This is a genomic window from Mycobacterium hubeiense (genome assembly GCF_002838065.1).
In the GTDB taxonomy this organism is placed as follows: Bacteria; Actinomycetota; Actinomycetes; order Mycobacteriales; family Mycobacteriaceae; genus Mycobacterium; species Mycobacterium hubeiense.
In genome coordinates this window covers 31,562-57,777 of sequence record NZ_PIZU01000034.1, presented here as the reverse complement: position 1 = coordinate 57,777, position 26,216 = coordinate 31,562, and the positions used below count along the sequence as shown (strand labels likewise).

The window sequence follows — 26,216 nt, the reverse complement described above, 5'->3', positions numbered from 1 at the left end:
GGCCAACCCGTGGTCGTCATCCAGAGAGACGGTCAACATCCGCGCAAAGAAGTCCTACCGATGCGAGGGCTGTTCACTCAGACCATTGCACTGCGTCTACGTTCCCGCGACGAGGTGACGATGGTCCTCGGCGACGGCTTGGCCGATACCGCACCCGCACACCGCATCAGCCCCGATACGCCCGGCACCGGCTACATCGTTGCCGAAGACGGCCAAGTGACCAAAGTGCGATCCGACTACTGGACCGATGACCAAATCCGTGCCACTGCAAAGCGATACGCGCGCGCAGCACATTCTTCCAGGGGAGAGACAACGCAATGATTGACGACTGGCCCCTCTTCGAACCGCCCAGCCAGGATCGATTGGCTCGACACGCAGACGATCTGACGCACCGCGCCACGCTGGTCCTCAGACACGGATGGGACGCGTACCGGCATGTTTGGTCCAGCGGCGAAGTCCTCGGCACCGCTCTGGTCCTGAGTGACGACGCAGAACTCCAGCGATGCAGCGAGACAACGGTATCCGCAATGGACCGTTGGGCATTCGATCTCTGGGGAATCACCGCAGGGCAAGCCGACAGCGACGCCGGATTGCCCCGCACACGCGCCTGGTTCGACTCCATCCGCGCCGACGTGGAACTTCCGTCCAGACCACAGCCACCCGCGACGAGGTAAAAACGATGGCCACTCACGGCATCCGGCAGACTCTCCTCACCGCTGGCACGTTCCCCGAACTGCTGACCGCAGAGCAGGTGTCAGACCTGCTCGGCATCTCAGCTGCCACGCTCAACCGCTGGGCCGCGCTCCGCGAAACCACCGGCGAACAGATCGGCCCGCCCTGCTACACCCTCTCGGAGCGAGTACGCCGCTGGGACTGCGCGGAAGTCCGGGCCTGGCTGAAGCAGGTACGTCGATAATGGCCGGCAACACCCCACGCGGCATCCGGAAACGCCTCAACGCAGCCGGGCAGCCCCGCTACCAAGTCCGCTACCTGATCCGTGATCCAGACGCACCGTCAGGCTGGGTCGAAACATCGGCCACATTCCCAACCCTGCGCGAAGCGAAAGCGTTCAAATCCGAGCGCGACAACGAAACCGCGCTCGGCGCACGTCGATTCGACCCACGCCTCGGCCGCACACCGCTAAACCGGATTTGGACACAGTTCGCCGATTCCAAGAAGCCCGCCGTGTCGCCGAAGACCTGGAGCGGATACACCCAGCACTGGGAACTGCGCATCGCGCCCCGCTTCGGTCACGTGCCCGTCGACGAAATCACCCGTGCCGACATCCAGGCTTTCGTTGACAGCCTGACGGTTGGCCCATGGGCGAAGGTGTCCACGCTGCGACTCCTGCGGTCGATCCTCGACGTCGCCCATCAGGACGGCCGCATCCACCGCAACCCGGCCCTCGGCGTCTCAGCGGGTCGCATTCCTGAGCGGGAACGTCACCGCTACCTGACCACCCAAGAGGTCCAGAGGCTCGCTGCCGCCTGCGGCGACCAGGGTGACATCGTGATCATCCTCGCCTACACGGGCCTGCGCTGGTCCGAACTCGTCGGCCTGCGCGTCAAAGACATCGACCTTGTCGCCCGCCGCCTCTACGTCCGCCGGGCCGCACCCGAGGTTGAAGGCCGCATCGTCATCGGGCCTCCGAAAACCCGCGCCGGCATCCGAACCGTCCCGCTCCCGCAACTTGTGGTCGACATCTTCACCCGCCGCATCACTGGCCGCGCTCCCGACGAGCCCGCCGTCACCTCACCCAACGGAGCATTGCTGCGATCCAACAACTGGCGCAGGCACACGCACTGGAACAAAGCGCTCCAGAAAACCGACCTCGCACCGCTGACGATCCACGATTTGCGCCACACCTACGCCAGCCTGGCCAGAAAGTCCGGCGCCGACCTGCGCTACGTGCAGAAGACCATGGGCCACTCGACGCCGACCGTCACCGCCAACATCTACAGCGACCTCTACGCCGACGAACTCGACCAGGTCGCAACCAACCTCGACCAGCTCCACGCGACTGAGATCCAAACACCCCAGACCGGACAAGAACCGGACAAATCAAACCAACCACCGAGTGCATAATCCGTGTCAATGCAGGCAGTACGTGGTGGTCCCGACTGGGATCGAACCAGTGACCTTCCGCGCGTGAGGCGGACGCTCTCCCGCTGAGCTACGAGACCCGGGATATGCCGTGTTGGCGCGTGATTGAACGTGCCGAACGACGTCGAAGACTAGCACGTGAGCGCGCTAGGCCGAGAATACGCCGGGGTCGGCGACACCCGCTTAACGGGATTTGTGCGGCTACGCTTGAGTGGACTATCGTCGTCCTTCGCGACGGGCGGCGATGTCGTCTGTGGCGCGCGGATGTAGCGCAGTTGGTAGCGCATCACCTTGCCAAGGTGAGGGTCGCGGGTTCGAATCCCGTCATCCGCTCGAAGGTGCAGTCGCATCAACCCCAGCGGTGGAGTGGCCGAGTGGTGAGGCAACGGCCTGCAAAGCCGTGCACACGGGTTCGATTCCCGTCTCCACCTCAACTGGTACGACCCGGCGCGATTAGCTCAGCGGGAGAGCGCTTCCCTGACACGGAAGAGGTCACTGGTTCAATCCCAGTATCGCGCACCACAACCGCAGGTCAGGCCCGGTAGCCCCGGGCCTTTCTTCTTTCTGTGCCCGATATGTGCCCAATCGACTCGAAGGTGGATGCCGGCCGTACGCCAAGAAGCTCAGCGCCCGGTGACGCGTGAACACGCGTAGGACGCCGCAGCCGACGGGGGTAGTTCCACGCTCGCCCGCCGGCTCGTCGAGGTTGAGCAGCGACGCGTTCTGGGAGGTCCGAAAGGCGGCGGTGTTTGTGCCGATCCCGACATATATCGATGTTCGGCATTTGCGCTGTTCGCGGCATATGTTCGACTCTCCTTGCAGCCCTTGGCAATTCGAGTTCCATACGGTTAGCTTCAGCGTATGACAGCTACCACCAGTTCCCCGCCGGCCGACCCCGAAGTCGCCGCGCTCGACCTCATCGTCCAGGCCGCGGAAGCCGCGACCGGCAGCACCGCATTCCGTCCGGTGCTGCAAGACCTCGCCGACGCTCTGCACGCCGAGGGTTCGGACCCGGCCTCAGCGAGCCGGCCTCAGCAGCGAGGTCGGCACAAGATGTCCGGCGGGTCCGACACCGGCCACGGCGAAGCCGAGACCGCGGCCGACGCCTAGGTCTTTGGGAAAGAGGTCGCGACGATCCGAGAGTTGGCAGCACCCCACCGACAAAGTCGAATGGGCACAGGTAATCCCGATGTCGACACAAAGATCAATGCTTGAAACCAGGCGCCCAGGATTAGTCGCTGGAAGGCTGCTGGAAGGCAGGAATTACAACGTGCCCTCTAGTAGCAACCCCTGGTGTCGAGCAGCGAGCATCCCAGGATCGGGCCACGGTTGTCCGGCGGCGGATTCGGTCCGTCCCAGATGGTCGGCGACACATTGCCCTGACCCCAGTTGACGCTGTACCAGGTGTGGCACACATTCCAGTCCCAATTCGGCGGGCCCGGGGAATTGAACGGTCCGCCCGGACCGCCACCGGGATCGTCGCCGGGGCACCAGGTGTACGGGCCGCCCGGCGGCGCCGCCTGCACAACACCCGCACCCAGTCCTAGAACGGCCAGGCCCAGACCGCCTGACACCACGACGCTCATTGCGAGCCCCGAAAACCGGTTCATGGTTGTCCCCTTTCGTGAGGCACTAACGAAAGGGTCGCGCAGCAACGCGTTCTGCACTGGGGTAAGCCACTACCTCAGTTTTGAACTGCGCAGCATTTGGATCAGACGTAACGGTTGCGGCCGGCCAGCGCGCCCATCACCATCTGCACCAGATAGACACCCAGCACCATCGCCCACGGCAGCGTCCAACCGCCCGTCACGTCGTGCAGCAGGCCGAACAGGAACGGGCCGACGCCGGCCAGCAGATAGCCGAGGCCCTGCGCCATCCCCGACAGCCGCGCGGTGTCCTCGGGATTGCGTGCCCGCAACGCAATGACGGTGAGCGCCAACGAGAACACACTCATGCCGAGGCCAACCAGCACGCTCCACAGCAGAGGCGCGAAACCCGGATCGATCAGCAGGCCGGCCACCCCGGTGATGCCAAGCACGCCGAGCCCGACGATCCAGCCGCTCTGGCTGTTCGAGCGCGCGGCCATCGGCGAGACGAACAAACTGATCGGCACCGCGATCAGCGAGATCAGCCCGAGCAACAGCCCCGCGTTGCCCTTGCTCACCCCGTTGTCGATGAAAACCTCTGGCAGCCAACCCATTACGACATATGCCAGAAATGCCTGGCAGCCGAAGAACAGCGTCACCGTCCACGCCAGCCGGTTGCGCAGCAGCGATCCACCCTTGCCCGCAGCGGGCGTCTCCACGGTCACACGACCCAGCCCGCGGCCGGCCAACAGCCACGCCGCCAGCGCCAGCACCGCCAGCAATGCCCAGCCGCCCAACGCCGATCGCCAACCACCGAAGACGTCGTCGAGCACCGGCGTCACCGCGGAGCCCAGCGCTCCACCACCCTGCAGCGCGGCGGTGTACACGCCGGTCATCAGACCGACCTGCGCAGGAAACGACCCCTTGATCACCACCGGGATCAGCACGTTGATCAACGCGATACCGGCCGTCGCGACCAACGTGCCGCTGAGCACCACGAACGGCCCGTCCAACACGCGCACCACGAGCCCGACGATCAGCGTCACCAACGCCACCGAGATCGCCCGGCCCAACCCGAAACGACGAGCCAGCCACGGCGCGGTCAGTCCGGCTGCCGCGAAACACAGCCCCGGCAGCGTCGTCAGCACGCCGGCCCAAGTGGCCGACGCGCCGAGCGCGCCGCGCATCTCCCCCAGCAACGGCCCCACGCTGGTGATCGCCGGGCGCAGATTCAGCGCTGTCAGTACGACTGCGACGGTGAGCAGCGCGCCGCCCGCGGCGATAGCGCCGGGACGCAGCTCCACTGCACCGTCGAGCTCGAGTTCGAGATCGTGCTCGTACTGGTCGACAGCGCGGGAATCGCAGGTCACCTAAGCTAGAATGGCATACATCCCATGATTGGATGAACGGAGGACTCTGTGCCGTTGGCCACAGCTCGCCGGACCGGCCTGGTCGATCAGGTGATCGAGCAGCTCAAAGCCTCCGTCGCCGCCGGCGAATGGCCCGTCGGCGCCAAAATCCCCACCGAGCCCGAGCTCGTCGAGGCGCTGGGCGTCGGCCGTAACACCGTGCGCGAGGCCGTCCGCGCGCTGGCCCACTCCGGCATCCTCGAGGTCCGCCAAGGCGACGGCACCTACGTCCGAGCTACCAGCGAGGTATCCGGAGCGCTGCGTCGACTCTGCGGTGAAGAACTGCGCGAAGTGCTTCAGGTCCGGCGCTGCCTCGAGGTGGAAGGCGCCCGGCTGGCCGCGACCGCCCGCACCGAGCGGGATCTCGCCGAACTGCGCGAGCTGTTGGACCGCCGCGACGCGTATCAGGCCGCGAACCAACACGAAGAATTCGCCCGCGCCGACACCGAATTCCACGTCGCGGTGGTGCGCAGCTCGCACAACAGGGTGCTGACCGAGCTCTACCGCGGACTCACCGAGATGGTCCTGGCCAGTGTGGCGACGACGAGCGCCGAGCCTCAACCCGTCGAAGAGATCCGCCATCGCGGGCTGTTGGACGCGATCGCGGCCGGTGACGTCGAGCTCGCTGCGCGCGAGGCCGGCGGATTCCTCGACGAACTGCTCGGCAAGCTGCCGGCGCACGACTGCTAGACGGTGATTTCGGCGCGCGCAGTCGCGCTCAGCGCAACCAAATACGCCGAAATCGCGGACGGCTACTTCACGTTCACGCGGGAGGCCACCGCGTCGACGATCGGCGTATCGCCGGAGATCACCTCGAATGTCTGGCCCGCGGTTCCCGGTGTGTCCAGCACGGCCACCAGCACCGCTGCGACATCGGCACGCGGAATGCTCGCGCGCCCAGTGGAATCCGCGATCGTCACGCGACCGGTCCCCGGCTCGTTCGTCAGCAACCCCGGCCGCACGATCGTTGCATCAAGCGACTCGCGAACCCGGATCGCGTCGTCGGCAACGCCTTTGGCGCGCAGGTAGGCAACGAACACCGGATCGCCACCGGCCTGCGCCCCGGCGTCGGCGCCCATCGCCGAGATCATCACATAACGCCTGACGCCTGCGGCCTCGGCGGCGTCGGCCAGCAGGATCGCAGCATCCCGGTCGACGGTCTCTTTGCGCGCCGCGCCGCTGCCGGGCCCGGCTCCGGCGGCGAATACAACAGCATCGGCCCCGCGCACGTGCGCCGCGACCTCCGCCACGGTCGCCTTCTCCAGATCGACGACGACGGGCTCGGCGCCCGCGGCACCCACATCGGCGACGTGATCGGGATTTCGGATCAAGCCGACGGCGCTGTCACCGCGCTCGGCGAGCAGCCGCTCCAGAATCAACGCGATCTTGCCGTGCCCACCCGCGATCACCACACGCATGGCGTCAATACTGGCGCAACGTCGCGCTCGGCGCCGTGCCGAACGCCTGCCTGTACGCCACGCTGAACCGGCCCGCATGGGTAAAGCCCCAGCGCCCCGCGATGGCGCTGACGGTATCGACCGACGGATCGGCGGCCTGCAGATCGCGGTGCACGCGGTCCAGCCGCACCCGCTTCAAGTACTCCAGCGGGGTCATGCCCAGGTGCCGTCGAAACATGTACTGGACGGCCCGCGGGGTCACCCCGGCCGCCGCGGCGATGTCGCACAAACCGATCTCGGCATCGGCCTTGTCGTGAATGAGGGCCAATGCGCGCCGCAGCACCGGCGGCTGCCCGTCGCCTGAATCCGAGACCGCGCGATTTGTCATCCGGCGTCGAGATACCCCGCCGCGCAAGCCCGAAAACACTTTGCACGTGACACGATCGGCGGCATGACCGATCGCATTGGAGTGCATGACCGCCCCACCCTCAGCGCAGGACTCCTCGCGACGACAGGCTCCGGCAGTAGATCACGAACACGGCAGTCAGTAGGAGTACTCCGAGATCGAAAAGGGCAAGGCGCGGACCGAGGACCTGCCAACGGTCGCGGAAACCGAAGGTGAGAATATCGAGAAACACCTGACCCGCCAGCCCTGCGGCCGCGACCGGCAGCGCCCACCGAGAGCGCAGTAGCAGCAGGATCGCCGCGAGCAATCCGCCCCAGACGCCGACAGCCCAGAAGATCGCCGGGATGAGCGGATAGTCGGTGAAGTACTGGATCTGCTCGCTGTTGTAGTACTGCGACCGGAAGTAATCGGCGTTCTCGCTGAGCGCCATGACGAAGTCATAGACGCCACCGCAATTCAGCAGAACGAACAGGGCGCCGACGACCCAGAGATGCCAGGGCGCCGAGCGCCGCGTCGCGGGTGGTGTGGTGTCACGCATCGTCGGCCTTTTCTCCGGTCTCGTCGCTTCCCGAATGGTTGAGGATCTGTTGGAGAAGTTCCGAAGACCCCTTCAGATTCCGCAGCAGCACTTCGAGTTTCATCAGCGCCAGACCCTGTTCGGGATCGCCGAGTACCAGCAATTTGTCGCCGGGCGAAATGCCGTGATCGCGACGCGCTTGGGCCGGAATCGCGATCTGCCCGCGCTCGCTGACGGTCACCGCCCCGTAGAACCCGCGTCCTCGTGGGCCGTAGGAGGTCGCTTCTTCCTTGGCCATCGACAGTTCACCACCCTTTCATGAATACATGTAATACATGATATGACATGTAGATGTCCTCGCTTGAACTGGTAACGGGAGGCGTGACACACCGCACACTCGAACGAGCACACACGCGTCAACCCGACGTTGACGCACCGCAATCGTCAACCTAGAGTTGACGCTATGACTTCTGAGCCCGCGCCCGCCAAGATCGCCAACCCCGTCCGCCTCGATGACCTCATCGACGCGATCAAGACCGCCCACACCGAACCGCTCGACCAATTGACCGATGCCGTGATCGCCGCCGATGCCCTCGGCGAGGTGGCCGACACCCTCATCGGTCACTTCGTCGACCAGGCCCGCCGCTCTGGCGCGTCGTGGACCGAGATCGGCAAGTGCATGGGCGTCACCAAGCAGGCCGCGCAGAAGCGCTTCGTGCCGAAAGTCGATGCGGCCCTTGATCCCAGCGCCGGATTCGGCCGATTCACGCCGCGCGCCCGCAACGTCGTCGTCGTCGCGCAGAACACCGCGAACGAGGCTGGCAACGACCGGATCACGACCGCCCACCTGCTGCTCGGACTCTTCGCCGACCCCGACGGACTCGCCGCCAAGCTGCTGGCCAACCAGGGCGTGGACGCCGACGCGGTCGGCAAGGTCGTCACACTGCCGCCGCGGGTCGACAAGGTGCCGGCGCTGATCCCGTTCGACGACGACGCCAAGTTGGCGTTGGAGGAGACGTTCCGCCAGGCACTTCGACTGGGCCACAACTACATCGGTACTGAGCACATCCTGCTCGCCCTCCTCGAAACCGAGGGCGACGACGGCCCGCTGCACCGTCTCGGTATCGACGGGGAGCGCTTCGAAAGCGAACTTGCCGCGGCGCTGGAACCCTTCACCAAAGGCTGATCTCACATTCACAGCCGCCGCGCCGTCTACATGATGTGAGGATGCGACCCTTCGAGGACGTGGTGGCCGAGCACGGCGCGACCGTGTTGCGGGTCTGCCGCGCGGTCGTCGGCCCCGTCGACGCCGAGGACGCCTGGTCGGAAACGTTCCTCTCGGCGCTGCGGGCCTATCCCGAGCTGCCCGCCGACGCCAACGTCGAGGCGTGGCTGGTGACCATCGCGCACCGCCGCGCCCTCGACGTCGGTCGTGCCAGATCTCGACGACCCGTCCCTGTCGACACTCTCCCCGACCGCCCGGACAGCCGCGCCGACCCCGCGGCTCGAGACCGCGACGTCTGGGCAGCGCTGCAACTGCTGCCCACCAAACAACGCCAGGCGGTGGCGTATCACCACATCGCCGGCCTGCCCTACGCCGAGATCGCCGAACTTCTCGGTAACTCCCCCGACGCCGCCCGGCGCGCTGCTGCCGACGGCATCAAGGCCCTGCGCAAGCTCTACCCGAAAGATGAATCAGCATGAGCACCAACCTGTTTCCCGCAGCCGACGCCGACACACTCGCGAGGCTGCATCGCCGTCTCGAACGCGACGCCGACACCCACGGCCTGCTCGACGTCGCCTACCGCACCCTCGACACCCCCGTCGGCACGCTGTTGCTGGCCGCCACCCCCGTCGGTCTGCTGCGCGTGGCCTACGACATCGAGGACCACGCCGCGGTCCTCGCCGGCCTCGCCGAGTCCGTCAGCCCGCGCATACTGCAGGCCCCGGCGCGGCTCGACACGGTGATGCGCCAGATCGACGAGTATTTCGCCAAGCGCCGCACCACATTTGACGTGCCGGTCGATCTGCGTCTGGCAAAGGGCTTCCGCCGCAACGTCATCGAACATCTGACCGCGATCGGATACGGCCAACGGGAAAGCTACGCCGCGGTCGCGGCGGCCGTCGGCAACCCGCGGGCCGTGCGGGCGGTCGGCACCGCCTGCGCGCACAATCCGCTGCCCGTCGTCATCCCGTGCCACCGCGTAGTCCGCTCCGACGGGTCGCCGGGACAGTACGTCGGCGGCCCGGCAGCCAAAACCGCACTGCTCGACCTCGAGGCCGCCTGAGCGGGAATGAATACGTGCGCCCGGCGGTAGAGAATGAGCATGAAACTCAACGACGCCGCGCGCGAGCTCATCGGAGCCGGCGCCGACGCCACGCTGGTGACTCTCAATCCCGACGGCAGTCCACACGTCACGCTGGTCTGGGTCGCATTGCAGTCCAATCCCGACGGCGACGAACTCGTCATTGCCCACCTCGCCGAGCACAAGAAGGTCCGCAACGTCCGCCGCGATCCACGGGTCGCGCTGACAATCGTGTCGCCTGAGGGACCGGGCCAGGTGATGCGGCCCTACCTGGCGATCAACGGAACAGCCCGAGTCATCGAGGGCGGCGCGCCCGCGCTGCTGAAAACACTCGCCCAGACGCTGGCGAATCCGGATGCGCAGTTCCCGCCGAAGGATGCACCGCCGGGATACCTCACCCGCGTCAGGATCGACAAGGTCGGCGGCGTCGGCCCGTGGGCCGCCTGACTGTAGCTCGTTGATTCTGCAGCCATGGCGTAGAAGTTCGAGAAGCCCGCGCCATAGCCGCAGAGTCGACGCGGCGGTGAGGGCGGTGTGCCAAGATGCGAGGGCACCGAGGAGGGATACATGCGTCGCTGGATCGTGCTACTAGCCGTCTCGCTGATGACCGCTGCCGGTTTCGCGGCTGCGCCCGCCACGGCCGCGAGCACGCCGATCGGCCGGCTCGGCGAGACGCTGCGCGTGGAGTACAAGGGCGTCGTCGCCGACGTCACCGTCACCAGCGTGGAGCCGTCACCGATCCCGCCGGGTTTCGGCTATCCCCCGCGCCCGCCGCGGCACCAGGTGTGGCGGGCCAACGTGACGGTGCATCCGATCGAGGTGCCCAGCCCCTACATCTTGTCGGTGCTGTTCAACTTCCGCGGCGTCACTCCGACCGCCGACGCCTACGAGCCGCGCAACTCCGATGCGCCCGACGACCTGCGCCGCGCACTGTTGAACGCGCCCGCCGGTTCGACGGTCAGCGGCGGCGTCTGGTGGGACTGCTACCGCGATCTGGTGTCCAACGTGGTGCTGCTCGACAAATCGAGCGGTCAACACCTCGCGCAGTGGAACCTGTAGTCCAGGTCTGCACGGCCACCGTCCCCGATCTCCCCGAACTCGCCGACGTGGCCCGTCGCACCTTTCCGCTGGCGTGTCCGCCGTCGGCCACCCCAGAGAACATCGCCGCGTTCATCGACGAGAACCTCTCGCAGGAGCGGTTCGGCGACTACCTCGCCGACCCCGACCGTGCGGTGCTCGTCGCCCGCGAAGAGGCGCGAATCGTGGGTTACGTCATGCTGATTCACGGCGTGCCCGACGATGATGACGACGTTCAGCGCGCCGTCACGCTGCGCCCGGCCGTCGAGCTGTCCAAGATGTATGTACTCCCCGACTGCCACGGCGCCGGCGTCTCCGCCGCGCTGATGAACGCTGCGCTCAAACACGCCGAAACCCGCCACGCCAAATGCGTCTGGCTGGGTGTCAACCAGGAAAATCAACGCGCCCAACGGTTTTACGCCAAGCACGGCTTCACCGTGAGCGGCGCCAAGAGCTTTCGCCTCGGCGCGGGCACCGAAAACGACTACGTGATGGTACGCCCGGTCTGAGCGGCCGCCGTCAGCGCCAGCAGCCGAGACGTCGCCCGCAGGTATTTCTTGCGGAAGCCGCCGGCCAGCATCTCGTCGCTGAAGATGGTGTCTACCTTGGCGCCCGACGCCAGCACCGGGATGCCCGCGTCGTAGAGCCGATCGGTCAGCGACACCAACCGCAGCGCGACGGCCTGGTCGTCGATCTGGTGCAGGCCGGTGATGAACACCGCCTTCACCCCTTCGATCAGCGTCAGGTATCGCGACGGGTGCATCGACGCCAGATGTGCGCACAGCGCGTCGAAGTCGTCCAGCGTCGCACCCTCGACGCCCTCGGCCCGCGCACTCACCTCGGCGTCGGTCGGCGGGTCCGGGGCCGGCGGCAGGTCGCGATGCCGGTAATCGGGGCCATCGATTCGCACGCTGGTGAAAATCCTTGCCAGCGTGTGGATTTCGCGCAGAAAATCCTGCACGGCGAAGCGGCCCTCGCCTAGCTGCTCGGGCAGGGTGTTCGAGGTGGCCGCGATCGAGACTCCGCGTTCGACGAGTTCGGAGAGCATCCGCGAGATCAGCGTGGTGTTGCCCGGGTCGTCGAGCTCGAACTCGTCGATGCACACCACCGTGTAATCGCCGAGCAGATCGATGCATTCGACGAAGCCGAACACCCCGGCCAGCTGGGTGAGCTCGCCGAAGGTCGCGAACGCTTTCGGTTCGGGTAGCCGGTAATACGACGACGCCAGCAGGTGCGTCTTGCCCACCCCGAATCCGCCGTCGAGATACAGCCCGACACCCTGCAGCACCTCACGCTTGCCGAACAGCTTCTTCTTGCCGGCGCGCCGGGTAACCGCCTGCTCGCAGAACTGCAGGCACGACTGCACGGCCGCGGCTTGCGTCGGCTCGGCCGGATCGGGCTTGTAGCTCTCGAAGCTGACGTCGGCGAATGTGGGCGGTGGCACGAGCTGTTCGATCAGCCGCTCCGGCGTCACAGTGGGGTGCCGATCGACAAGATGGCCGACGCCGCTGGACCCGTGCATGCAGGCAGCGTAGCGGCGTGCTCAAATCGTCCCTATGCCCGATCAGGCCGCTGGGACACAGCTCACAATGCTGGGCGCGATCGACACCGTCGACTTCGGCGACGACGACGGCCGGCTGGCCGAGCTCTACTCCTACCCGCAGGACCTGCAGACCTGTTGGGTGCGCGGCAACATGATCGCCAGCCTCGACGGCGGCGCGACCGAAGACGGCAAGGCCGGCGGTCTCGCGGGGCCAGGAGACCGCGCCCTGTTCGCGTTGATGCGTGACCAGGCCGACGTGATCCTCGTCGGCGCCGCGACCGTGCGCATCGAGAACTACTCGGGCGCACAACTGTCCGTGGCGCAACGGCAGGCCCGGCAGCGTCGCGGCCAGGCCGAGGTCCCGCCGATTGCGGTCATCACGCAATCCGCCGACCTCGACGTCAACGCCAAGCTGTTCACCCGCACCGAAGTCCCGCCGCTGATCCTGACCTGCACGCACACCGTCGACGGCGCCCGCCGGCGGCTGGGCTCGGCCGCCGAGGTGATCGACGCCTCCGGGCGCGACGGCGGCAGCGTCGACCCCGCGACCGTGTTGAAGATCCTCGCCGAGCGCAAACTGCTGCGGGTGCTCACCGAGGGTGGCCCCCAGTTCCTCAGCCTGCTGATCGAAAGCGACCTGCTCGACGAGCTGTGCCTGACGATCGCGCCCATCCTGGTCGGCGGCGTGGCCCGGCGCATCGCAACCGGACCCGGTCAGGTGCACACCCGCTTGCGGCGCTCCCATCTGCTCACCGACGACGAGGGTTACCTCTACACCCGTTACGTCCGAGGGCAGTAGTCGCGCAATCGCTACTGTGGTCACCATGCGTCGTCAGCTGGTCGGGGCCCTGAGCCTGCCCGTGGTGCTGTCGGTGTTGCTGGCCGGCTGCTCCCCCGGCCTGGCCGCCAACCCCCGCTACGCCACCGACTCCGGCGCGGGTCCGCAGGGCCAGCCCGAGACGACTCAGGAGCAGACCGGTCCGCCGCCCATCGAGGCGCCCAAGAACGACCTGTCCTGGCAGAACTGCACCGCCCGGCTGTTCAGCGACGCCGCCATCGAACCGCTTCCCGGCGTGACGTTGGACTGCGCGTCCTACGACGCCGACCTCGACCCGATCAGCGGCGCCACCGGAACCGTCAGCATCGGCGTGGTGCGGGCCAGGTCGGTGCAGACCCCGGCCGACGCCGGGCCGCTGGTCATGACCACCGGGTCGGATCTGCCGACGTCGGTGCAGCTGCCGGTGTGGCTGTCGCGTACCGGCGCCGACGTACTGAACAAACATCCCATCGTGGCGGTCGACCGCCGCGGCATCGGCATGTCCGGCGCGTTGGACTGCCGCGACCTGTTCGACCGCCAAGAGATGTTGGACCAGGCGCAGTTCCAGCCCGGCGACGATCCGGTGGCCCGCCTCGGCGACATCACGATGACCGCCACGACGAGTTGCACCGACACCATCGCGCCCGGCGATTCCGCCTACGACAACTCCCATGCCGCCGCGGACCTCGAGCGGCTGCGCAGCACCTGGGACGTGCCGCATCTGGCGCTGCTGGGCATCGGCAACGGCGCGCAGGTGGCGCTGGCGTACGCCGGCGCGCACCCGAACAAGGTGGCGCGGCTGGTGCTCGACTCGCCGCTGCCGCTGGGTATCAGCGCCGAGGCCGCGACCGAGCAGCGGGTGAAGGGCGAACAGGCGGCGCTGGACGCGTTCGCCGCGCAGTGCATCGCCACGAACTGCCCGATCGCGCCCGACCCGAAGGGCGCCGTGGATGCGCTGCTCACCGCGGCGCGCAACGGCAACGGGCCCGGCGGCGCGTCGGTGGCCACCGTCGCCAAGGCCATCTCCACCGCGCTGGGGTACCCGCGCGGCGACCGCGTCGCCGCGACCAATGCGCTGGCATCGGCGGTGGCCGCGGCCAACGCCGGCGACGCCAACCAGATGACCAACCTGATCACCCAGGCCGAGACGCTGCGCCAGACCGACGGCCAGTTCGTCAACGGCTGCAGCGACGCGTTGAACCGCCCGACCCCGGACCGGGTGCGTGAGCTCGTCGTCGCCTGGGGCAAGCTCTACCCGCAATTCGGCGCGGTCGGTGCCCTCGACCTGGTGAAGTGCCTGAACTGGCCCAGTGGATCGGCCCCCGAGGAGCCGAAGAACCTGAAGATCCCGGTGCTGCTGCTCGGGGTGCAGAACAACCCGATCGTCGGCAACGAGGGCGTGGCGGCCGTGGCCGCGACGGTGATCAACGCCGGCACCGCCAGCAAGCGGGTGATGTGGCAGGGCATCGGCCACGGCGCCGCCATCTACTCGCCGTGCGCGCTGCCGCCGGTGATCGGCTACCTCGACAGCGGCGAGCCGCCCGACACCGACACGTTCTGCCCAGCCTGACGGCCTGCGCCGACGGGCTCGGTGTACCGTTCGCTCGTGCTGTCGACAGATTCGATTCGCAGCGGCCTGCTCAACGCATTCCGGCCCCGCACTTCACCTCCAAGCACCGCGACCGTGCTGCGGTCAATCTTGTGGCCGTTCGCGATCCTGTCGGTGATCCATCGCAGTTATGTCTTGGCCACCAACGGCTACATCACCGACGACTTCGCGCCCGTCTACCGCGCCGTCGTCAATTTCAAGATGGGCTGGGACATCTACAACGAGCACTTCAACCACGTCGACCCGCACTACCTGTACCCACCGGGCGGCACGCTGATCATGGCGCCGTTCGGGTACCTGCCCGTCGACGCGTCGCGGTACTGGTTCATCTTCTTCAACACGCTGGCCATCGTGCTGGCCGCCTATTTCCTGCTGCGGCTGTTCAAGTTCTCGCTGGCCTCGGTCGCGGCGCCCGCGCTGCTGCTGGCCATGTTCTGCACCGAAAACGTCACCAACACACTGGTTTTCGGCAACATCAACGGCGTCATCCTGCTGCTGGAGGTGCTGTTCTTCACCTGGCTGTTGGACGGGAGGACCAACCGCCAATGGTGGGCCGGAGTGGCGATCGGGCTGACGCTGGTGGTCAAACCGTTGCTGGCGCCGCTGCTGTTGCTGCCGCTGCTGAACCGGCAATGGCGGTGTCTGGTAACGGCGTTCGTGGTGCCGGTGGCGTTCAACGCCGCGGCGTGGCCGCTGATCAGCGACCCGATGAACTTCGTCACCCGCACGCTGCCCTACATCTTCTCCACCCGCGACTACTTCAACAGCTCGATCCTGGGCAACGGCGTCTACTACGGCCTGCCAATGTGGTTGATCATGTTGCTGCGCATCACCTTTGCGGTGCTGGCGGCGATCAGCCTGTGGCTGCTGTACCGCTACTACCGCCAGCGTGACCCCATGTTCTGGATGCTGACGTCCTCGGGTGTGCTGCTGATCGCGTCGTGGCTGGTGCTGTCGCTGGGCCAGGGCTACTACTCGATGATGCTGTTCCCGTTCCTGATGACGGTGGTGCTTCCGAACTCGGTGATCCGCAGCTGGGTGGCGTGGCTGGCGGTGTACGGGTTCATGACGATGGACCGCTGGCTGCTGGGTCACTGGCCGACGACCGGCCGCTTCCTGGAATACGCGAAGATCACCTACGGCTGGTCGCTGATGATCGTGGTGGTGTTCTGCGCCTTGTACTTCCGCTATCTGGACGCCAAAGCCGAGGGCCGGCTGGACGAGGGCATCGACCCGCCGTGGATGACGCCGGAGAAGCCCGACGAGCCGGTGAGATCGCGCGCAGGGTCGGGATCCGGCGGCGATAACAGCCCTGACGGCAATCTCAACGCCCGGTAGCGTGGAACCATGACTTCGCCAGCCCCAAAAGTGCAGCTGACCGACGACGAGTGGCGTCGGAAGCTCACCCCCGAGGAGTTCGCGGTGCTGCGGCGCGCCGGCACCGAGCGGCCGTTCACCGGTGAGTACACCGACACCAAGACCGAAGGCGTCTACCAGTGCCGGGCCTGCGGCGCCGAGTTGTTCCGCAGCAGCGAGAAGTTCGAATCGCATTGCGGCTGGCCGTCATTCTTCGATCCGGCCAGCTCCGATGCGGTGATACTGCGGCCTGATGACTCGCTGGGAATGCGTCGCGTCGAGGTGTTGTGTGCGAGCTGCCACAGCCATCTCGGCCACGTGTTCGAGGGTGAGGGCTATCCGACGCCGACCGACCAGCGCTACTGCATCAACTCGATCTCGCTGCGGCTGGTGCCTTCGTCCTGAGGCGTCCGCGCTGACAGCAGCAGCGCGAGCATGTCGGAAGCGGCCAGCGGCGGGCTGTAGTAATACCCCTGGGCCACATCGCAGCCGTACTCGCGCAGTCTGGCCGCGATGGCGGCGCTTTCGACGCCCTCGGCGACAGTGGTCAGGCCGAGTTCCTGGGCCAGCCCGATGACGGCGCCGACGATCACCGCGGCTCGCCGGTCGACAAGTATCGGGGTGATGAATTCGCGGTCCAACTTGACCTCGTCGATAGACAGATCGCGCAGGTACTGCAGCGCCGAGTAGCCGCTGCCGAAATAGTCGATCGCGACTCGAATCCCGTTTTGCCGCAACCGGTCCAACACCGTGCGGGTGCGGTCCACATCGTCGAGCAGAAGGTCCTCGGTGATCTCGACGGTCAGGGTGTCGGGTCGCAGCCTGCGCAATGCCAGTTCGTGCTCGATGAGCATCGGCAGTTTCAGGTCGCCGAGCGACGGCGCGAACACATTGACGGCCACGGGCACCTCGACACCGTGCAGGCGCCAGCGGGCGGCGTCGTCAAGCGCCTGAGAGAGCACGATCTCGGTGACCGAGCGCATCAGGCCGTACTGGCGCACCAGCGGCAAAAAGTGCTCCGGGCCCAGCAGCCCGCGCTCGGGATGCGGCCACCGCACCAGTGCCTCGACGCCGACGATCGCGTCGTCACGCAGATCGATCTTGGGCTGATAGACCAGGCTCAGACCGACATGGTCGATCGCGTGACGCAGCTGGCCCAGCAGCCGGACCATGCCGGCGCCGTGGGGTCCGCCGTTCTCGTCGCCCTCCCGCGCCGGATCGATGGCGTCGGTCAGGTACATGTCCGGGCTGAAGGTGTGCACCCCGCCGGCCCGCGAGCGTTTGGCCGAATACATGGCCACGTCAGCCTGTTTCAGCAGCGCGTCGGCGGAGATCTCGGTGTCGTCGGCCGAGGCCACCGCCAGTCCGACGCTGGGCCGCATCAACAAATCGTGGCCCTCGATGAGGAACGGCGCGTCGAAGGCCCGCATCACCCGATGCGCGACCCGGCGGGATTGCTCCACCCTGCCTTCCAAGAGGACCGCGAACTCGTCACCGCCCAGCCGCGCGACCGTATCGCCGGGCCGCACGCAGCCCAGGATTCGTTCGGCCACCAAAGTGAGCAGCGCATCACCGGCGGGATGCCCCAGGCTGTCGTTGACGAGTTTGAATTCGTCGAGATCTAGCACCAGCACGGCCACCGACCGGTTATCCCGTTGCCGCAACTGCATCGCGTGCGTGAGGTGGTCGCGGAAGAGCTCGCGGTTGGCAAGGCCGGTCAGCGGGTCGCGCAGCGCCTGATCGGCGACCGTCTCCAGCAGCAGCCGATTCTCGCGGACCACCACGAACTGACGCGCCAGCACCGCGGCCATCAGCAACAGCGCCGATGCGAACACCGGCCCCACACCCGACATGAACAGATACTTGGGCGCACACACCACGGCGGCCGCCAGCAGCGGCAGGTACGGCAACCACGTCGACGCCCGCGACGGCAGCCGCGGCTTGTGCTCCTCTGCGTCCGGGGCCGCCAGACTGAGCAGCGCCGCCAGGCTGAGCATCAGCAATGCCGCAGCCCAGCCGGCGTCGATGATGTCACCCTTGCTGTCGGCTCCGCTGATGATCAGATAGGCAAACGCGCTGTCCGACAACGCTTTCAACACGATTCCCGCTGTCAACAGCATCAACGTGAACCGTTGTCCGGCCCTGGCGCGGGCCAGCACCGACAGCGCGACCGTCAACACCACGATGTCGGACACGGGGTAGATCAGCGAGACCGCGACCGCGAAACCGTCGGCGTCGCCCGCGGTGTAGGCGCTGTGCAGCACAACCGCCCAGAACACCACGAACAGCGCGCCGGCGACGATCAGCCCGTCGAGCACCATCCGGATCCGGGACTGGCCCGCATACCCGGCGGGCAACAAGACCAGCGCCAGGCACGCGCCGACGGGGAAGAGCAGATACGCGATTTCTGAGACCGCCGGAAACGGGGGCTGCTCCATCCCGAGCGCCTGGTGGTAGTACGACCAGATCGCTTGGCGGACAGCCCATCCGAGCACTCCGATGGTCAGGAACATCCACGCGCTGCGCTGTCGCCCCGACGCCGACCGCGTGGCCAGTCCCGCACACACCGCGGCGAATAACGCGAACCCGAGCAGCCCGAGATCCCCCACCACACGCGTGGACCCCGTACCGCCCCAGCCGCCGATCAGCCCTGCGGCGTACACGATCGCTATGCCTGTGGCGACTCCCCCGACCCATGCGACCTTCGGCACCGCTCAGAGGCTAGCAACATTGCCGGGCCAGCGGAGGTGCCTCAGGGCAGTTTGGCCACCAATTCCTCGACGCCGACGCGCGGCCCGGTGAAGAAGGGGGTTTCCTCGCGCACGTGCCGGCGAGCGTCGGTGGCGCGCAGGTCGCGCATCAGATCGACGATGCGATGCAGTTCGGGGGCCTCGAACGCCAGGATCCACTCGTAGTCCCCCAGCGCGAACGCGGGCACGGTGTTGGCCCGCACATCCTTGTAGCCGCGGGCGGCCATGCCGTGTTCTGCGAGCATCCGCCGCCGCTCGTCGTCGGGCAGCAAATACCAGTCGAGGGACCGCACGAACGGATACACGCAGATGTAGTTGCCCGGCTGCTCACCGGCCAGGAACGCCGGGATGTGGCTCTTGTTGAATTCGGCCGGCCGGTGCAACGCCACATTGCTCCACACCGGCGTGCTGGCGCGCCCGAGTGTGGTGGTGCGCCGGAAGTCGGAGTAGGTGGCCTGCAGGGCTTCCACGGTTTCGGCGTGCGTCCACATCATGAAGTCGGCGTCGGCGCGCAGCCCCGCGACGTCGTAGAGGCCGCGCACCACCACGCCGCGTTCTTCCTGCTGTTTGAGGAAGGTGGCGGTCTCGTCGACGACCGCGGCGCGGGCCTGTTCATCGGCGCCCAACGCGCCGGGGCGCACCGCGAACACCGAGAACATCAGGTATCTGATGGTGGCGTTGAGTTCGTCGAAATCCAGCTTGGCCATGGCTTCTATCGTGCCACGCGGGTCAGGGCCAGCGACGCCGCCGCCCTGGTGGCCGCCGCCACACACGCCGGCACGCCGATACCGTCGAGGTATCCGCCCGCCACCGCCAGCGTGGCCGGCAGGCCCGCCCGCAGCTCGGCGATCAGCTCGCCGTGGCCCGGGCCGTACTGCGGCATCGCGTCGATCCAGCGCTGGACGTGGCAGTCCACCGGGTCGACGCGGATGCCGAACACGTCGGCGAGGTCCTGCGTCGCCCAGTCCAGCAGATCGTCGTCGCCGGTGTTGGCAGCGAGGTTGTCGCCGAAGCGGCCGTACGAGAGCCGCACCAGCTCCACATTGCCGCGTTGTCCCCATTTGCGTGACGACAGCGTTATCGCCTTGGCGCGCAGGCGTTCTCCCGTGGCCACCAGCACCCCGGACTGTTGCGGCAGCGGGGTGCCCCCGGGCAGGGCCAGCGCCACCAACGCCGTGGACGCGACCGCTATGCGCCGCGCCGCTGCCGCCGTGCGCGGGGCGAGGTGTTCGATCAGTCGGGCCAGTCGCGGCGCAGGCACGGCCAGCACCACCGCGTCGGCGGGCCAGCGGGTGCCCTCGTCGTCGACGACCTCCCAGCCGCGCGTCGCGCGGTCGATCCGCTCGACGGCCACCTGCGCCCACCGCACATCTGCACACCGCACGAGCTCGTCGACCAGCACCCTGTAGCCGCCGTCGATCGCACCGAACACCGATCCGGTCACCGGCGGCGGGAGCGCCTCGCGCACCGCGTCGGTCAGGCTTGCCATGCCGCGGTCCAGCGCCGTGGCCAGCGTCGGCACGGCCGAGCGCAGCCCGATGGTCGCGGCGGATCCGGCATACACGCCGGCCAGCAAAGGGTCGACCGAGCGGGTCACCACCTGGTCGCCGAACCGGTCACCCACGAGGTCGGCGACGCTCGGGTCGGCGCCCGGTCGCCAGGTGAACGGGCGGGTGGGTTCGTCGGCGATGCGGGCGATGGTGGCGTCGTCGACCAGACCTCTCAGCGACGAGGCATGCGCGGGTATGCCCTGCAGGGTGCCGTCCGGCATCGGGTGCAGCCGTCCGCCGCTGTAGATCAGCGGCCGCGCGCCCGTCGTGCCGATCTGCCTGGCGGCCAGCCCCAGCTCGGCCAACAACGCCGGGACTTCGGGCCGACGGGCGACGAACGCCTCCGCGCCGACGTCGAGCGGTTGGCCGCCGATGCGCTCGGTGCGGAGCACCCCGCCGAGACGGTCGGCCGGGTCGAACACCGTGATCACCGCGCCGGGCCCGGCCGCGACGCGCAGCCGGTATGCGGCGACGAGGCCCGAAATTCCGCCGCCGACAATGCAATACATGGCCGTCACAGCGAGTGCACCAGCGACACGACGTCGGTGATCACGCCGGGGTCGGTGGCGGGCAATACACCGTGTCCGAGGTTGAACACGTGACCGGCCGCGCCGGCGTCGACCGCACGCCGGCCGTCCTCGACGACGGCGCGCACGGCGCGCTCCACCACCGGCCAGCCCGCCAGCAATACCACGGGGTCGAGGTTGCCCTGCAGGGCGGTACCGGGTTTGACGCGCGCGGCGGCATCCGTCAGCGAGGTGCGCCAGTCCACCCCCACCACCGAGGCACCGGCTTCTGACATCGCGCCCAGCAGTTCGGCGGTGCCGACGCCGAAATGGGTCATCGGCACATCGGCGGCGGCCAGCGTCTCGAACACCCGAGCGCTGTGCGGCAGCACGTGGCTGCGGTAGTCGGCCAGCGACAGCGTGCCCGCCCATGAATCGAACACCTGGACGGCGTCGACACCGGCCTGCACCTGCGCCTGCAGGAACGTGATCGTCAGATCCGTCAGCGCCGTCATCAGTGCGTGCCAGGTGTCCGGCTCGCCCAGCATCATCGCCTTGGTGTGCTCGTGGTGACGGCTCGGACCGCCCTCGACGAGGTAGGACGCCAGCGTGAACGGGGCGCCGGCGAAGCCGATCAGCGGCACGTCGCCAAGCTCCGACACCAATAGCGACACCGCCTCGGCGATCGGTGAGACTTGTTCGGGCTCAAGCGGTTTCATGGCACGTACGTCGTCGATGGTGCGCACGGGATGTTCCATTACGGGACCGACGTCAGCCACGATGTCCAGCTCGATGCCCGAAGCCTTCAGCGGCACCACGATGTCGGAGAACAGGATCGCGGCGTCAACCCCGTGCCGGCGCACCGGCTGCAGGGTGATCTCGCAAACGAGTTCCGGATCGAAGCAGGCTTCAAGCATCCGGTGCTGCGCGCGCAGCGCCCGGTACTCGGGCAGCGAGCGACCGGCTTGCCGCATGAACCACACCGGTATGTGATGGGGTTTGCGGCCGCCGGCGGCAGCCAAATAGGGCGACTCGGGCAGCTCACGGCGGGTATTCATCGGGCTCTATGCTGCCACGCGATCTTAATTCGGCGCGCCTGCGCATTCGGCCGCCGAGATGGTCTAGCGTCAAACGGCGTGACCTCCGCCGAACCGGCCCAGTTCCAAGCCGCGGTGGCAGCGATGAACGCCACCACCGTGCGGCCGGAAATCGAACTTGGCCCGATCCGGCCGCCGCAGCGGCTGGCGCCTTACAGCTACGCGCTCGGCGCGGAGGTCCGACATCCCGATACCGCGGTCGTTCCGGAGACGTCGGAGGGCGACGCCTTCGGGCGGTTGATCCTGCTGCACGACCCCGACGGCGCCGAGGCGTGGGACGGCACCATGCGATTGGTCGCCTACATCCAGGCCGATCTCGACCCGAGCGAGGCCGTCGACCCGCTGCTGCCGGAAGTGGCCTGGAGCTGGCTGGTGGAGGCGTTGGAGTCGCGTGCCGAACACGTCACCGCGCTGGGCGGCACCATCACCGCCACCACCTCGGTGCGCTACGGCGACATCTCCGGCCCGCCGCGCGCCCACCAACTGGAGCTGCGGGCATCGTGGACGGCGACATCGTTGGAGCTGGGACCGCACGTGCAGGCGTTTTGTGACGTGCTGGAGCACGCCGCGGGCCTGCCTCCGGCCGGGGTGACCGATCTGAGCTCCCGCACCCGCGCTTGAGATGACCGAGACGACAACCGACGACACCACCGAACCCGAGGCCACCCCGCTGCTGGCGCCGACCGACGGGGTGCCAGAGCTGTCGGTGACTGCTGACGAAATCGCCGATGCGGCAAGGCTTTTGGCGACCGGCCATGGCACCTTCGCGATCGATGCCGAGCGGGCGTCGGGTTTCCGTTACTCCAATCGGGCCTATCTGGTGCAGATCCGCCGGGCCGGCGCGGGCACCGTGCTGATCGACCCGGTCAACCATGGCGGCTCCCCCATCGACGCGCTGGCGCCGGTCGCCGAGGTGCTGGCCACCGACGAGTGGGTGCTGCACGCGGCCGACCAGGACATGCCGTGTCTGGCCGAGCTGGGGATGACGCCTCCGAAGCTCTACGACACCGAGCTCGCCGGCCGGTTGGCCGGGTTTGCGCGGGTGAACCTGGCCACGATGGTGCAGGAGCTACTCGGGTTTGCGCTGATGAAGGGCCACGGCGCGGCGGACTGGTCGAAGCGGCCGTTGCCCGCGGAATGGCTGAACTACGCGGCCCTGGATGTCGAGGTGCTGCTGGAACTGCGGTCGGCGATCGCGGCGGTGCTCGAGAAGCAGGGCAAAACGGAGTGGGCGGCCCAAGAGTTCGAGTATCTGCGAAAGTATGTAGCCGCCCCGACGCGGCGGGACCGGTGGCGACGCACGTCGGGAATCCACAAGGTGCGTGATCCGCGAGCCCTGGCGGCGGTGCGCGAGCTGTGGATCACGCGCGACCACATCGCCCGCCGTCGCGATATCGCGCCCGGGCGCATCCTGCCCGACGCTGCGATCATCAACGCCGCGACCGTCGACCCCAAGACGGTCGAAGAGCTGACTGCGTTGCCGATCTTCGGCGGGTCGAAGCAGCGGCGTCAGGCCGAGGTGTGGCTCGAGGCGCTGGCCAAGGCGCGCGAGGTGGAACCGCCCGATGCGCAGGAGCCGACAAACGGCCCGCCGCCGCCGTCGCGGTGGGCCAAGCGCAAACCCGAAGCGGCGGCGCGACTGGAGGCCGCGCGCGCCGGGTTGGCCGAACTGTCCGAACGGGTCTCGGTGCCGACGGAGAACCTCATCGCGCCGGATGCGGTGAAACGGCTGTGTTGGGACTGGCAGCCGGTCGCCGACGTCGAGGCGGCGGTCGACGAGTACCTGCGTGAGGCTGAGGCCAGGCCGTGGCAGCGTGAGCTCGTCGTGCCGGTGCTGGCGGCGGCATTGCGGGCGGCAGGCGATTAGCCGGCATCGCAGAGACGGCGGTTAGCCCTTCTGGCAGAACCGCAGCGTGTTGCCGAACGGATCGATCACGCACATCGTGGGCCCGCCAGGCGCGTCGGGATCGATGCCGGGCCGCGAATACCCGTGCTGCTGATCGATCAGCTCACGGTGCAACGCCTCGACATCGCTGACCGGAATCCACAGCGCGGTGTTGGGGCTGCCGTCGCCGTAGTGCTCCGACAGGTGGAGCACCAACTCCGAACGGCTGACCTGGATGTAGGCCGGCAGACCAGGCTCGAAGCGATGTTCCCAGTCCTGGCGGAAACCGAGGTAACCGCAGTAGAACTCGAGCGCGCGATCGACGTCGAAGATCCGCAGGATCGGCACGGGCGGCCCGACGCGAATGCTCACCGGTCGAGGTGCTCGCTGACCTCGGACTCCTCGCTGACCGGCGTTCCGATCGCGGCCACCCAGCCGGTGATCTGACGCGCGATGTTCTGGTCGGTCAGCCCGACTTCGGCGAGCACCTCGCTGCGCGACGCGTGCGCGAAGAATTGTTGCGGCAACCCGACGTCGCGGCACGGCACATCGATCTCGGCCCGGCGTAAAGCCGCCGACACCGCCGAGCCGACGCCGCCGGACACGCCGTTGTCCTCCAGCGTCACCACCAGCTTGTGCGCGGTGGCCAGCTCATTGACGGCGGCGGGCACCGGCAGCACCCACCGCGGATCCACGACCGTGACGCCGATGCCCTGGTTACGCAGTCGTTCGGCGACGGCCAGCGCCATCGAGGCGAACGGGCCGACCGCGACCAGCAGCACGTCGTGGTTGAGGCCTGTCGTCGGCACCGCCAGCACGTCGACGCCATCACGCCGCTCGAGCGCCGGAATATCTTCGCCCACATCGCCTTTGGGGAACCGGATCGCGGTGGGCCCGTCGTTGACGTCGAGCGCCTCGCCGAGTTCCTCGCGCAACCGGGTGGCGTCCCGCGGCGCGGCGACCCGCATGCCCGGCACGATGCCGAGCATCGACATGTCCCACATGCCGTTGTGGCTGGCGCCGTCGGGCCCGGTGACCCCGGAGCGGTCCAGCACGATCGTCACCGGAAGCTGGTGCAGCGCGACGTCCATCATGATCTGGTCGAATGCGCGGTTGAGGAACGTCGAGTAGATGGCCACCACCGGGTGCATACCGCCCATCGCCAGACCCGCGGCCGATGTCATCGCATGCTGTTCGGCGATGCCGACATCGAAGAAGCGGTCCGGGAAGCGCTCCCGGAACGCGGACAGCCCGGTCGGGCCCGGCATCGCGGCGGTGATGGCGACGATGTCGCGCCGCTTGGCGCCGTAGCCGATCAATGCCTCGGAGAACGCCGACGTCCAACCTGGTGCCGACACCTTGGTGGCCAGCCCGGTCTCCGGATCGATGACGCCGCAGGCGTGCATCTGCTCGGCCTCGTCGTTCTCCGCGGGCGGGTAGCCCATGCCTTTGCGGGTGACGACGTGCACGATCACCGGCGCGTTGAAGCCGCGCGCATGCCGCAGCGCGTTCTCCACCGCGTGCTCGTCATGCCCGTCGATGGGTCCGACGTACTTGATGCCCAGGTCGGTGAACATCACCTGCGGGGCCAAAGCGTCCTTGATGCCGGCCTTGATGCTGTGCATGCACTGGTAGCACAGCTCACCGATCACCGGCACACCCCGCACCGCCTTGCGGCCGCCCTCCAACAGCTTCTCGTAGCCGGGTTGCAGCCGCAGCGCGGCCAGATGGTCGGCGAACCCGCCGATGGTCGGCGCGTAGCTGCGGCCGTTGTCGTTGACGACGATCACGACGGGGCGGCGGGCGGCGGCGATGTTGTTCAGCGCCTCCCAGCACATGCCACCGGTCAGCGCGCCGTCCCCGACGACGGCGACCACGTGGCGGTTGCGGTGCCCGGACAGTTCGAAGGCCTTCGCCAGGCCGTCGGCGTAGGACAGCGCGGAGCTGGCGTGGCTGGATTCCACCCAGTCGTGTTCGCTCTCGCTGCGCGACGGGTAGCCGGACAGGCCGTCCTTTTTGCGCAACGTGTCGAATTCGTTGCTGCGGCCCGTCAGCATCTTGTGCACGTAGGCCTGATGCCCGGTGTCGAAGATGATCGGGTCGTGCGGCGAATCAAATACCCGGTGCAGCGCCAGCGTCAGCTCGACGACGCCGAGATTCGGGCCGAGATGCCCACCCGTTGCAGCGACCTTGTGGATCAGAAACTGGCGGATCTCGGCCGCCAGGTCGCTCAGCTGCGACTGGGATAGGTGCTGCAGATCAGCGGGACCGCGGATCTGTTCAAGCATTCCGCCAGTGTACG

Annotated in this window: 29 protein-coding genes, 4 tRNA genes and 1 pseudogene; 20 read left to right on the top strand and 14 right to left on the bottom strand. The window is 67.7% G+C overall.

The window, feature by feature from the left end; genetic code table 11:
• From CWS39_RS21885 to CWS39_RS21870, 3 genes and pseudogenes are all read left to right on the top strand, one after another.
• A pseudogene (locus CWS39_RS21885) lies at positions 1-321 on the top strand (hypothetical protein); the annotation flags it as partial.
• Positions 322-679: 358 nt separating this feature from the next.
• Complete coding sequence (locus CWS39_RS21875; RefSeq protein WP_102144999.1) at positions 680-916, top strand: helix-turn-helix domain-containing protein; 237 nt, start codon at positions 680-682, stop codon at positions 914-916.
• Entirely contained in the window at positions 916-2,085 is a 1,170-nt protein-coding gene (locus CWS39_RS21870; RefSeq protein ID WP_102144998.1) for a tyrosine-type recombinase/integrase, read from the top strand. The genes CWS39_RS21875 and CWS39_RS21870 overlap by 1 nt, the downstream gene beginning before the upstream one ends.
• Positions 2,086-2,108: 23 nt before the next feature.
• On the opposite strand, the gene CWS39_RS21865 is transcribed toward CWS39_RS21870, so the two are convergent.
• Positions 2,109-2,183, bottom strand: a tRNA-Val gene (locus tag CWS39_RS21865).
• Between the two features lie 180 nt (positions 2,184-2,363).
• On the opposite strand from CWS39_RS21865, the gene CWS39_RS21860 reads away from it, so the two are divergent.
• From CWS39_RS21860 to CWS39_RS29735, 4 genes are all read left to right on the top strand, one after another.
• Positions 2,364-2,436: transfer RNA gene (locus tag CWS39_RS21860), tRNA-Gly, on the top strand.
• Positions 2,437-2,463: 27 nt separating this feature from the next.
• Positions 2,464-2,534: transfer RNA gene (locus CWS39_RS21855), tRNA-Cys, on the top strand.
• A gap of 16 nt (positions 2,535-2,550) precedes the next feature.
• Positions 2,551-2,625, top strand: a tRNA-Val gene (locus tag CWS39_RS21850).
• Between the two features lie 339 nt (positions 2,626-2,964).
• Positions 2,965-3,213: a hypothetical protein gene (locus CWS39_RS29735; protein ID WP_233213620.1), complete on the top strand. Its 249-nt coding sequence runs from the start codon at positions 2,965-2,967 to the stop codon at positions 3,211-3,213.
• A 167-nt stretch (positions 3,214-3,380) separates the two neighbouring features.
• Here the strand turns inward: CWS39_RS29735 and CWS39_RS21840 are convergent, their stop codons facing one another.
• On the bottom strand, positions 3,381-3,713 hold the full coding sequence (locus tag CWS39_RS21840) for a hypothetical protein (RefSeq protein ID WP_102144997.1): 333 nt from the start codon (positions 3,711-3,713) through the stop codon (positions 3,381-3,383).
• Positions 3,714-3,814: 101 nt separating this feature from the next.
• Positions 3,815-4,993 (bottom strand): CynX/NimT family MFS transporter, encoded by a 1,179-nt coding sequence (locus tag CWS39_RS21835; RefSeq protein ID WP_102145012.1) that lies wholly within the window; start codon positions 4,991-4,993, stop codon positions 3,815-3,817.
• 114 nt (positions 4,994-5,107) lie between these two features.
• Here CWS39_RS21835 and CWS39_RS21830 point away from each other — a divergent pair, with 114 nt between their 5' ends.
• A complete protein-coding gene (locus CWS39_RS21830) occupies positions 5,108-5,788 on the top strand; it encodes a FadR/GntR family transcriptional regulator (RefSeq protein ID WP_102144996.1) in 681 nt (226 codons plus the stop codon).
• Positions 5,789-5,850: 62 nt separating this feature from the next.
• On the opposite strand, the gene CWS39_RS21825 is transcribed toward CWS39_RS21830, so the two are convergent.
• The 4 genes from CWS39_RS21825 to CWS39_RS21810 form a co-directional block, all read right to left on the bottom strand.
• Positions 5,851-6,516, bottom strand: coding sequence for an NAD(P)H-binding protein (locus CWS39_RS21825; protein WP_102144995.1), 666 nt, complete (start codon positions 6,514-6,516; stop codon positions 5,851-5,853).
• Between the two features lie 4 nt (positions 6,517-6,520).
• The gene (locus CWS39_RS21820) at positions 6,521-6,883 is read right to left on the bottom strand and encodes a helix-turn-helix domain-containing protein (RefSeq protein WP_102145011.1); all 363 of its coding nucleotides are present in this window, start codon (positions 6,881-6,883) and stop codon (positions 6,521-6,523) included.
• A gap of 100 nt (positions 6,884-6,983) precedes the next feature.
• A complete protein-coding gene (locus CWS39_RS21815; RefSeq protein ID WP_102144994.1) occupies positions 6,984-7,439 on the bottom strand; it encodes a hypothetical protein in 456 nt (151 codons plus the stop codon).
• Positions 7,432-7,716 carry an AbrB/MazE/SpoVT family DNA-binding domain-containing protein gene (locus tag CWS39_RS21810; protein WP_102144993.1) on the bottom strand — a complete coding sequence of 95 codons (285 nt, stop codon included), beginning with the start codon at positions 7,714-7,716 and terminating at the stop codon, positions 7,432-7,434. The genes CWS39_RS21815 and CWS39_RS21810 overlap by 8 nt, the downstream gene beginning before the upstream one ends.
• Before the next feature lie 165 nt (positions 7,717-7,881).
• Between CWS39_RS21810 and CWS39_RS21805 the strand changes: the two genes are divergently transcribed.
• From CWS39_RS21805 to CWS39_RS29725, 6 genes are all read left to right on the top strand, one after another.
• Positions 7,882-8,604 carry a Clp protease N-terminal domain-containing protein gene (locus tag CWS39_RS21805; RefSeq protein ID WP_102144992.1) on the top strand — a complete coding sequence of 241 codons (723 nt, stop codon included), beginning with the start codon at positions 7,882-7,884 and terminating at the stop codon, positions 8,602-8,604.
• Between the two features lie 41 nt (positions 8,605-8,645).
• A complete protein-coding gene (locus CWS39_RS21800; RefSeq protein WP_102144991.1) occupies positions 8,646-9,122 on the top strand; it encodes an RNA polymerase sigma factor in 477 nt (158 codons plus the stop codon).
• Positions 9,119-9,706, top strand: coding sequence for a methylated-DNA--[protein]-cysteine S-methyltransferase (locus tag CWS39_RS21795; protein ID WP_102144990.1), 588 nt, complete (start codon positions 9,119-9,121; stop codon positions 9,704-9,706). The genes CWS39_RS21800 and CWS39_RS21795 overlap by 4 nt, the downstream gene beginning before the upstream one ends.
• A gap of 39 nt (positions 9,707-9,745) precedes the next feature.
• Positions 9,746-10,171 (top strand): PPOX class F420-dependent oxidoreductase, encoded by a 426-nt coding sequence (locus tag CWS39_RS21790; protein WP_102145010.1) that lies wholly within the window; start codon positions 9,746-9,748, stop codon positions 10,169-10,171.
• 120 nt (positions 10,172-10,291) lie between these two features.
• Positions 10,292-10,783: a hypothetical protein gene (locus tag CWS39_RS29730; protein ID WP_233213619.1), complete on the top strand. Its 492-nt coding sequence runs from the start codon at positions 10,292-10,294 to the stop codon at positions 10,781-10,783.
• Positions 10,771-11,310 carry a GNAT family N-acetyltransferase gene (locus CWS39_RS29725; RefSeq protein ID WP_233213618.1) on the top strand — a complete coding sequence of 180 codons (540 nt, stop codon included), beginning with the start codon at positions 10,771-10,773 and terminating at the stop codon, positions 11,308-11,310. The genes CWS39_RS29730 and CWS39_RS29725 overlap by 13 nt, the downstream gene beginning before the upstream one ends.
• Here the strand turns inward: CWS39_RS29725 and zapE are convergent.
• Positions 11,286-12,323 (bottom strand): cell division protein ZapE, encoded by a 1,038-nt coding sequence (zapE, locus tag CWS39_RS21780; protein ID WP_102144988.1) that lies wholly within the window; start codon positions 12,321-12,323, stop codon positions 11,286-11,288. The two genes, CWS39_RS29725 and zapE, sit on opposite strands and share 25 nt — an antisense overlap.
• A gap of 34 nt (positions 12,324-12,357) precedes the next feature.
• On the opposite strand from zapE, the gene CWS39_RS21775 reads away from it, so the two are divergent.
• Genes CWS39_RS21775 through msrB form a run of 4 tightly spaced genes read left to right on the top strand, consistent with a single transcriptional unit; the run spans position 12,358 to position 16,531 of the window.
• Positions 12,358-13,143 carry a pyrimidine reductase family protein gene (locus tag CWS39_RS21775; protein WP_102144987.1) on the top strand — a complete coding sequence of 262 codons (786 nt, stop codon included), beginning with the start codon at positions 12,358-12,360 and terminating at the stop codon, positions 13,141-13,143.
• A 25-nt stretch (positions 13,144-13,168) separates the two neighbouring features.
• Positions 13,169-14,731, top strand: coding sequence for an alpha/beta hydrolase (locus tag CWS39_RS21770; RefSeq protein WP_102145009.1), 1,563 nt, complete (start codon positions 13,169-13,171; stop codon positions 14,729-14,731).
• 21 nt (positions 14,732-14,752) lie between these two features.
• Positions 14,753-16,108: an arabinofuranan 3-O-arabinosyltransferase gene (gene aftC / locus CWS39_RS21765; RefSeq protein ID WP_102144986.1), complete on the top strand. Its 1,356-nt coding sequence runs from the start codon at positions 14,753-14,755 to the stop codon at positions 16,106-16,108.
• Between the two features lie 9 nt (positions 16,109-16,117).
• The gene (msrB, locus tag CWS39_RS21760) at positions 16,118-16,531 is read left to right on the top strand and encodes a peptide-methionine (R)-S-oxide reductase MsrB (RefSeq protein ID WP_102144985.1); all 414 of its coding nucleotides are present in this window, start codon (positions 16,118-16,120) and stop codon (positions 16,529-16,531) included.
• On the opposite strand, the gene CWS39_RS21755 is transcribed toward msrB, so the two are convergent.
• The 4 genes from CWS39_RS21755 to hemE are packed head-to-tail and all read right to left on the bottom strand — an operon-like array spanning position 16,486 to position 21,990.
• The gene (locus CWS39_RS21755; protein ID WP_102144984.1) at positions 16,486-18,837 is read right to left on the bottom strand and encodes a putative bifunctional diguanylate cyclase/phosphodiesterase; all 2,352 of its coding nucleotides are present in this window, start codon (positions 18,835-18,837) and stop codon (positions 16,486-16,488) included. The two genes, msrB and CWS39_RS21755, sit on opposite strands and share 46 nt — an antisense overlap.
• 41 nt (positions 18,838-18,878) lie before the next feature.
• Positions 18,879-19,583: a hydrogen peroxide-dependent heme synthase gene (gene hemQ / locus CWS39_RS21750; protein WP_102144983.1), complete on the bottom strand. Its 705-nt coding sequence runs from the start codon at positions 19,581-19,583 to the stop codon at positions 18,879-18,881.
• 5 nt (positions 19,584-19,588) lie between these two features.
• Positions 19,589-20,935 (bottom strand): protoporphyrinogen oxidase, encoded by a 1,347-nt coding sequence (locus CWS39_RS21745; protein ID WP_431306166.1) that lies wholly within the window; start codon positions 20,933-20,935, stop codon positions 19,589-19,591.
• 5 nt (positions 20,936-20,940) lie between these two features.
• Entirely contained in the window at positions 20,941-21,990 is a 1,050-nt protein-coding gene (gene hemE / locus CWS39_RS21740; RefSeq protein ID WP_102144981.1) for a uroporphyrinogen decarboxylase, read from the bottom strand.
• Positions 21,991-22,068: 78 nt separating this feature from the next.
• Here hemE and CWS39_RS21735 point away from each other — a divergent pair, with 78 nt between their 5' ends.
• Positions 22,069-22,650 (top strand): DUF3000 domain-containing protein, encoded by a 582-nt coding sequence (locus tag CWS39_RS21735; protein WP_102144980.1) that lies wholly within the window; start codon positions 22,069-22,071, stop codon positions 22,648-22,650.
• 1 nt (position 22,651) lies between these two features.
• On the top strand, positions 22,652-23,896 hold the full coding sequence (locus tag CWS39_RS21730; protein WP_102144979.1) for an HRDC domain-containing protein: 1,245 nt from the start codon (positions 22,652-22,654) through the stop codon (positions 23,894-23,896).
• Positions 23,897-23,917: 21 nt separating this feature from the next.
• On the opposite strand, the gene CWS39_RS21725 is transcribed toward CWS39_RS21730, so the two are convergent.
• Positions 23,918-24,286, bottom strand: a complete 369-nt coding sequence (locus CWS39_RS21725) for a glyoxalase superfamily protein (RefSeq protein WP_199178247.1) — start codon at positions 24,284-24,286, stop codon at positions 23,918-23,920.
• Entirely contained in the window at positions 24,283-26,202 is a 1,920-nt protein-coding gene (gene dxs, locus CWS39_RS21720; RefSeq protein ID WP_102144978.1) for a 1-deoxy-D-xylulose-5-phosphate synthase, read from the bottom strand. Before dxs ends, CWS39_RS21725 begins: the two co-directional genes overlap by 4 nt.
• Positions 26,203-26,216 lie beyond the last annotated feature (14 nt).

Coding starts and splice junctions, on each gene's coding strand:
- CWS39_RS21875 (WP_102144999.1), top strand. CDS start 680: ATGGCCACTCACGGCATCCGGCAGACTCTCCTCACCGCTGGCACGTTC.
- CWS39_RS21870 (WP_102144998.1), top strand. CDS start 916: ATGGCCGGCAACACCCCACGCGGCATCCGGAAACGCCTCAACGCAGCC.
- CWS39_RS29735 (WP_233213620.1), top strand. CDS start 2,965: ATGACAGCTACCACCAGTTCCCCGCCGGCCGACCCCGAAGTCGCCGCG.
- CWS39_RS21840 (WP_102144997.1), bottom strand. CDS start 3,713: ATGAACCGGTTTTCGGGGCTCGCAATGAGCGTCGTGGTGTCAGGCGGT.
- CWS39_RS21825 (WP_102144995.1), bottom strand. CDS start 6,516: ATGCGTGTGGTGATCGCGGGTGGGCACGGCAAGATCGCGTTGATTCTG.
- CWS39_RS21820 (WP_102145011.1), bottom strand. CDS start 6,883: ATGACAAATCGCGCGGTCTCGGATTCAGGCGACGGGCAGCCGCCGGTG.
- CWS39_RS21815 (WP_102144994.1), bottom strand. CDS start 7,439: ATGCGTGACACCACACCACCCGCGACGCGGCGCTCGGCGCCCTGGCAT.
- CWS39_RS21810 (WP_102144993.1), bottom strand. CDS start 7,716: ATGGCCAAGGAAGAAGCGACCTCCTACGGCCCACGAGGACGCGGGTTC.
- CWS39_RS21805 (WP_102144992.1), top strand. CDS start 7,882: ATGACTTCTGAGCCCGCGCCCGCCAAGATCGCCAACCCCGTCCGCCTC.
- CWS39_RS21800 (WP_102144991.1), top strand. CDS start 8,646: ATGCGACCCTTCGAGGACGTGGTGGCCGAGCACGGCGCGACCGTGTTG.
- CWS39_RS21795 (WP_102144990.1), top strand. CDS start 9,119: ATGAGCACCAACCTGTTTCCCGCAGCCGACGCCGACACACTCGCGAGG.
- CWS39_RS21790 (WP_102145010.1), top strand. CDS start 9,746: ATGAAACTCAACGACGCCGCGCGCGAGCTCATCGGAGCCGGCGCCGAC.
- CWS39_RS29730 (WP_233213619.1), top strand. CDS start 10,292: ATGCGTCGCTGGATCGTGCTACTAGCCGTCTCGCTGATGACCGCTGCC.
- zapE (WP_102144988.1), bottom strand. CDS start 12,323: ATGCACGGGTCCAGCGGCGTCGGCCATCTTGTCGATCGGCACCCCACT.
- CWS39_RS21775 (WP_102144987.1), top strand. CDS start 12,358: ATGCCCGATCAGGCCGCTGGGACACAGCTCACAATGCTGGGCGCGATC.
- CWS39_RS21770 (WP_102145009.1), top strand. CDS start 13,169: ATGCGTCGTCAGCTGGTCGGGGCCCTGAGCCTGCCCGTGGTGCTGTCG.
- msrB (WP_102144985.1), top strand. CDS start 16,118: ATGACTTCGCCAGCCCCAAAAGTGCAGCTGACCGACGACGAGTGGCGT.
- hemQ (WP_102144983.1), bottom strand. CDS start 19,583: ATGGCCAAGCTGGATTTCGACGAACTCAACGCCACCATCAGATACCTG.
- CWS39_RS21745 (WP_431306166.1), bottom strand. CDS start 20,935: ATGTATTGCATTGTCGGCGGCGGAATTTCGGGCCTCGTCGCCGCATAC.
- hemE (WP_102144981.1), bottom strand. CDS start 21,990: ATGAATACCCGCCGTGAGCTGCCCGAGTCGCCCTATTTGGCTGCCGCC.
- CWS39_RS21730 (WP_102144979.1), top strand. CDS start 22,652: ATGACCGAGACGACAACCGACGACACCACCGAACCCGAGGCCACCCCG.
- dxs (WP_102144978.1), bottom strand. CDS start 26,202: ATGCTTGAACAGATCCGCGGTCCCGCTGATCTGCAGCACCTATCCCAG.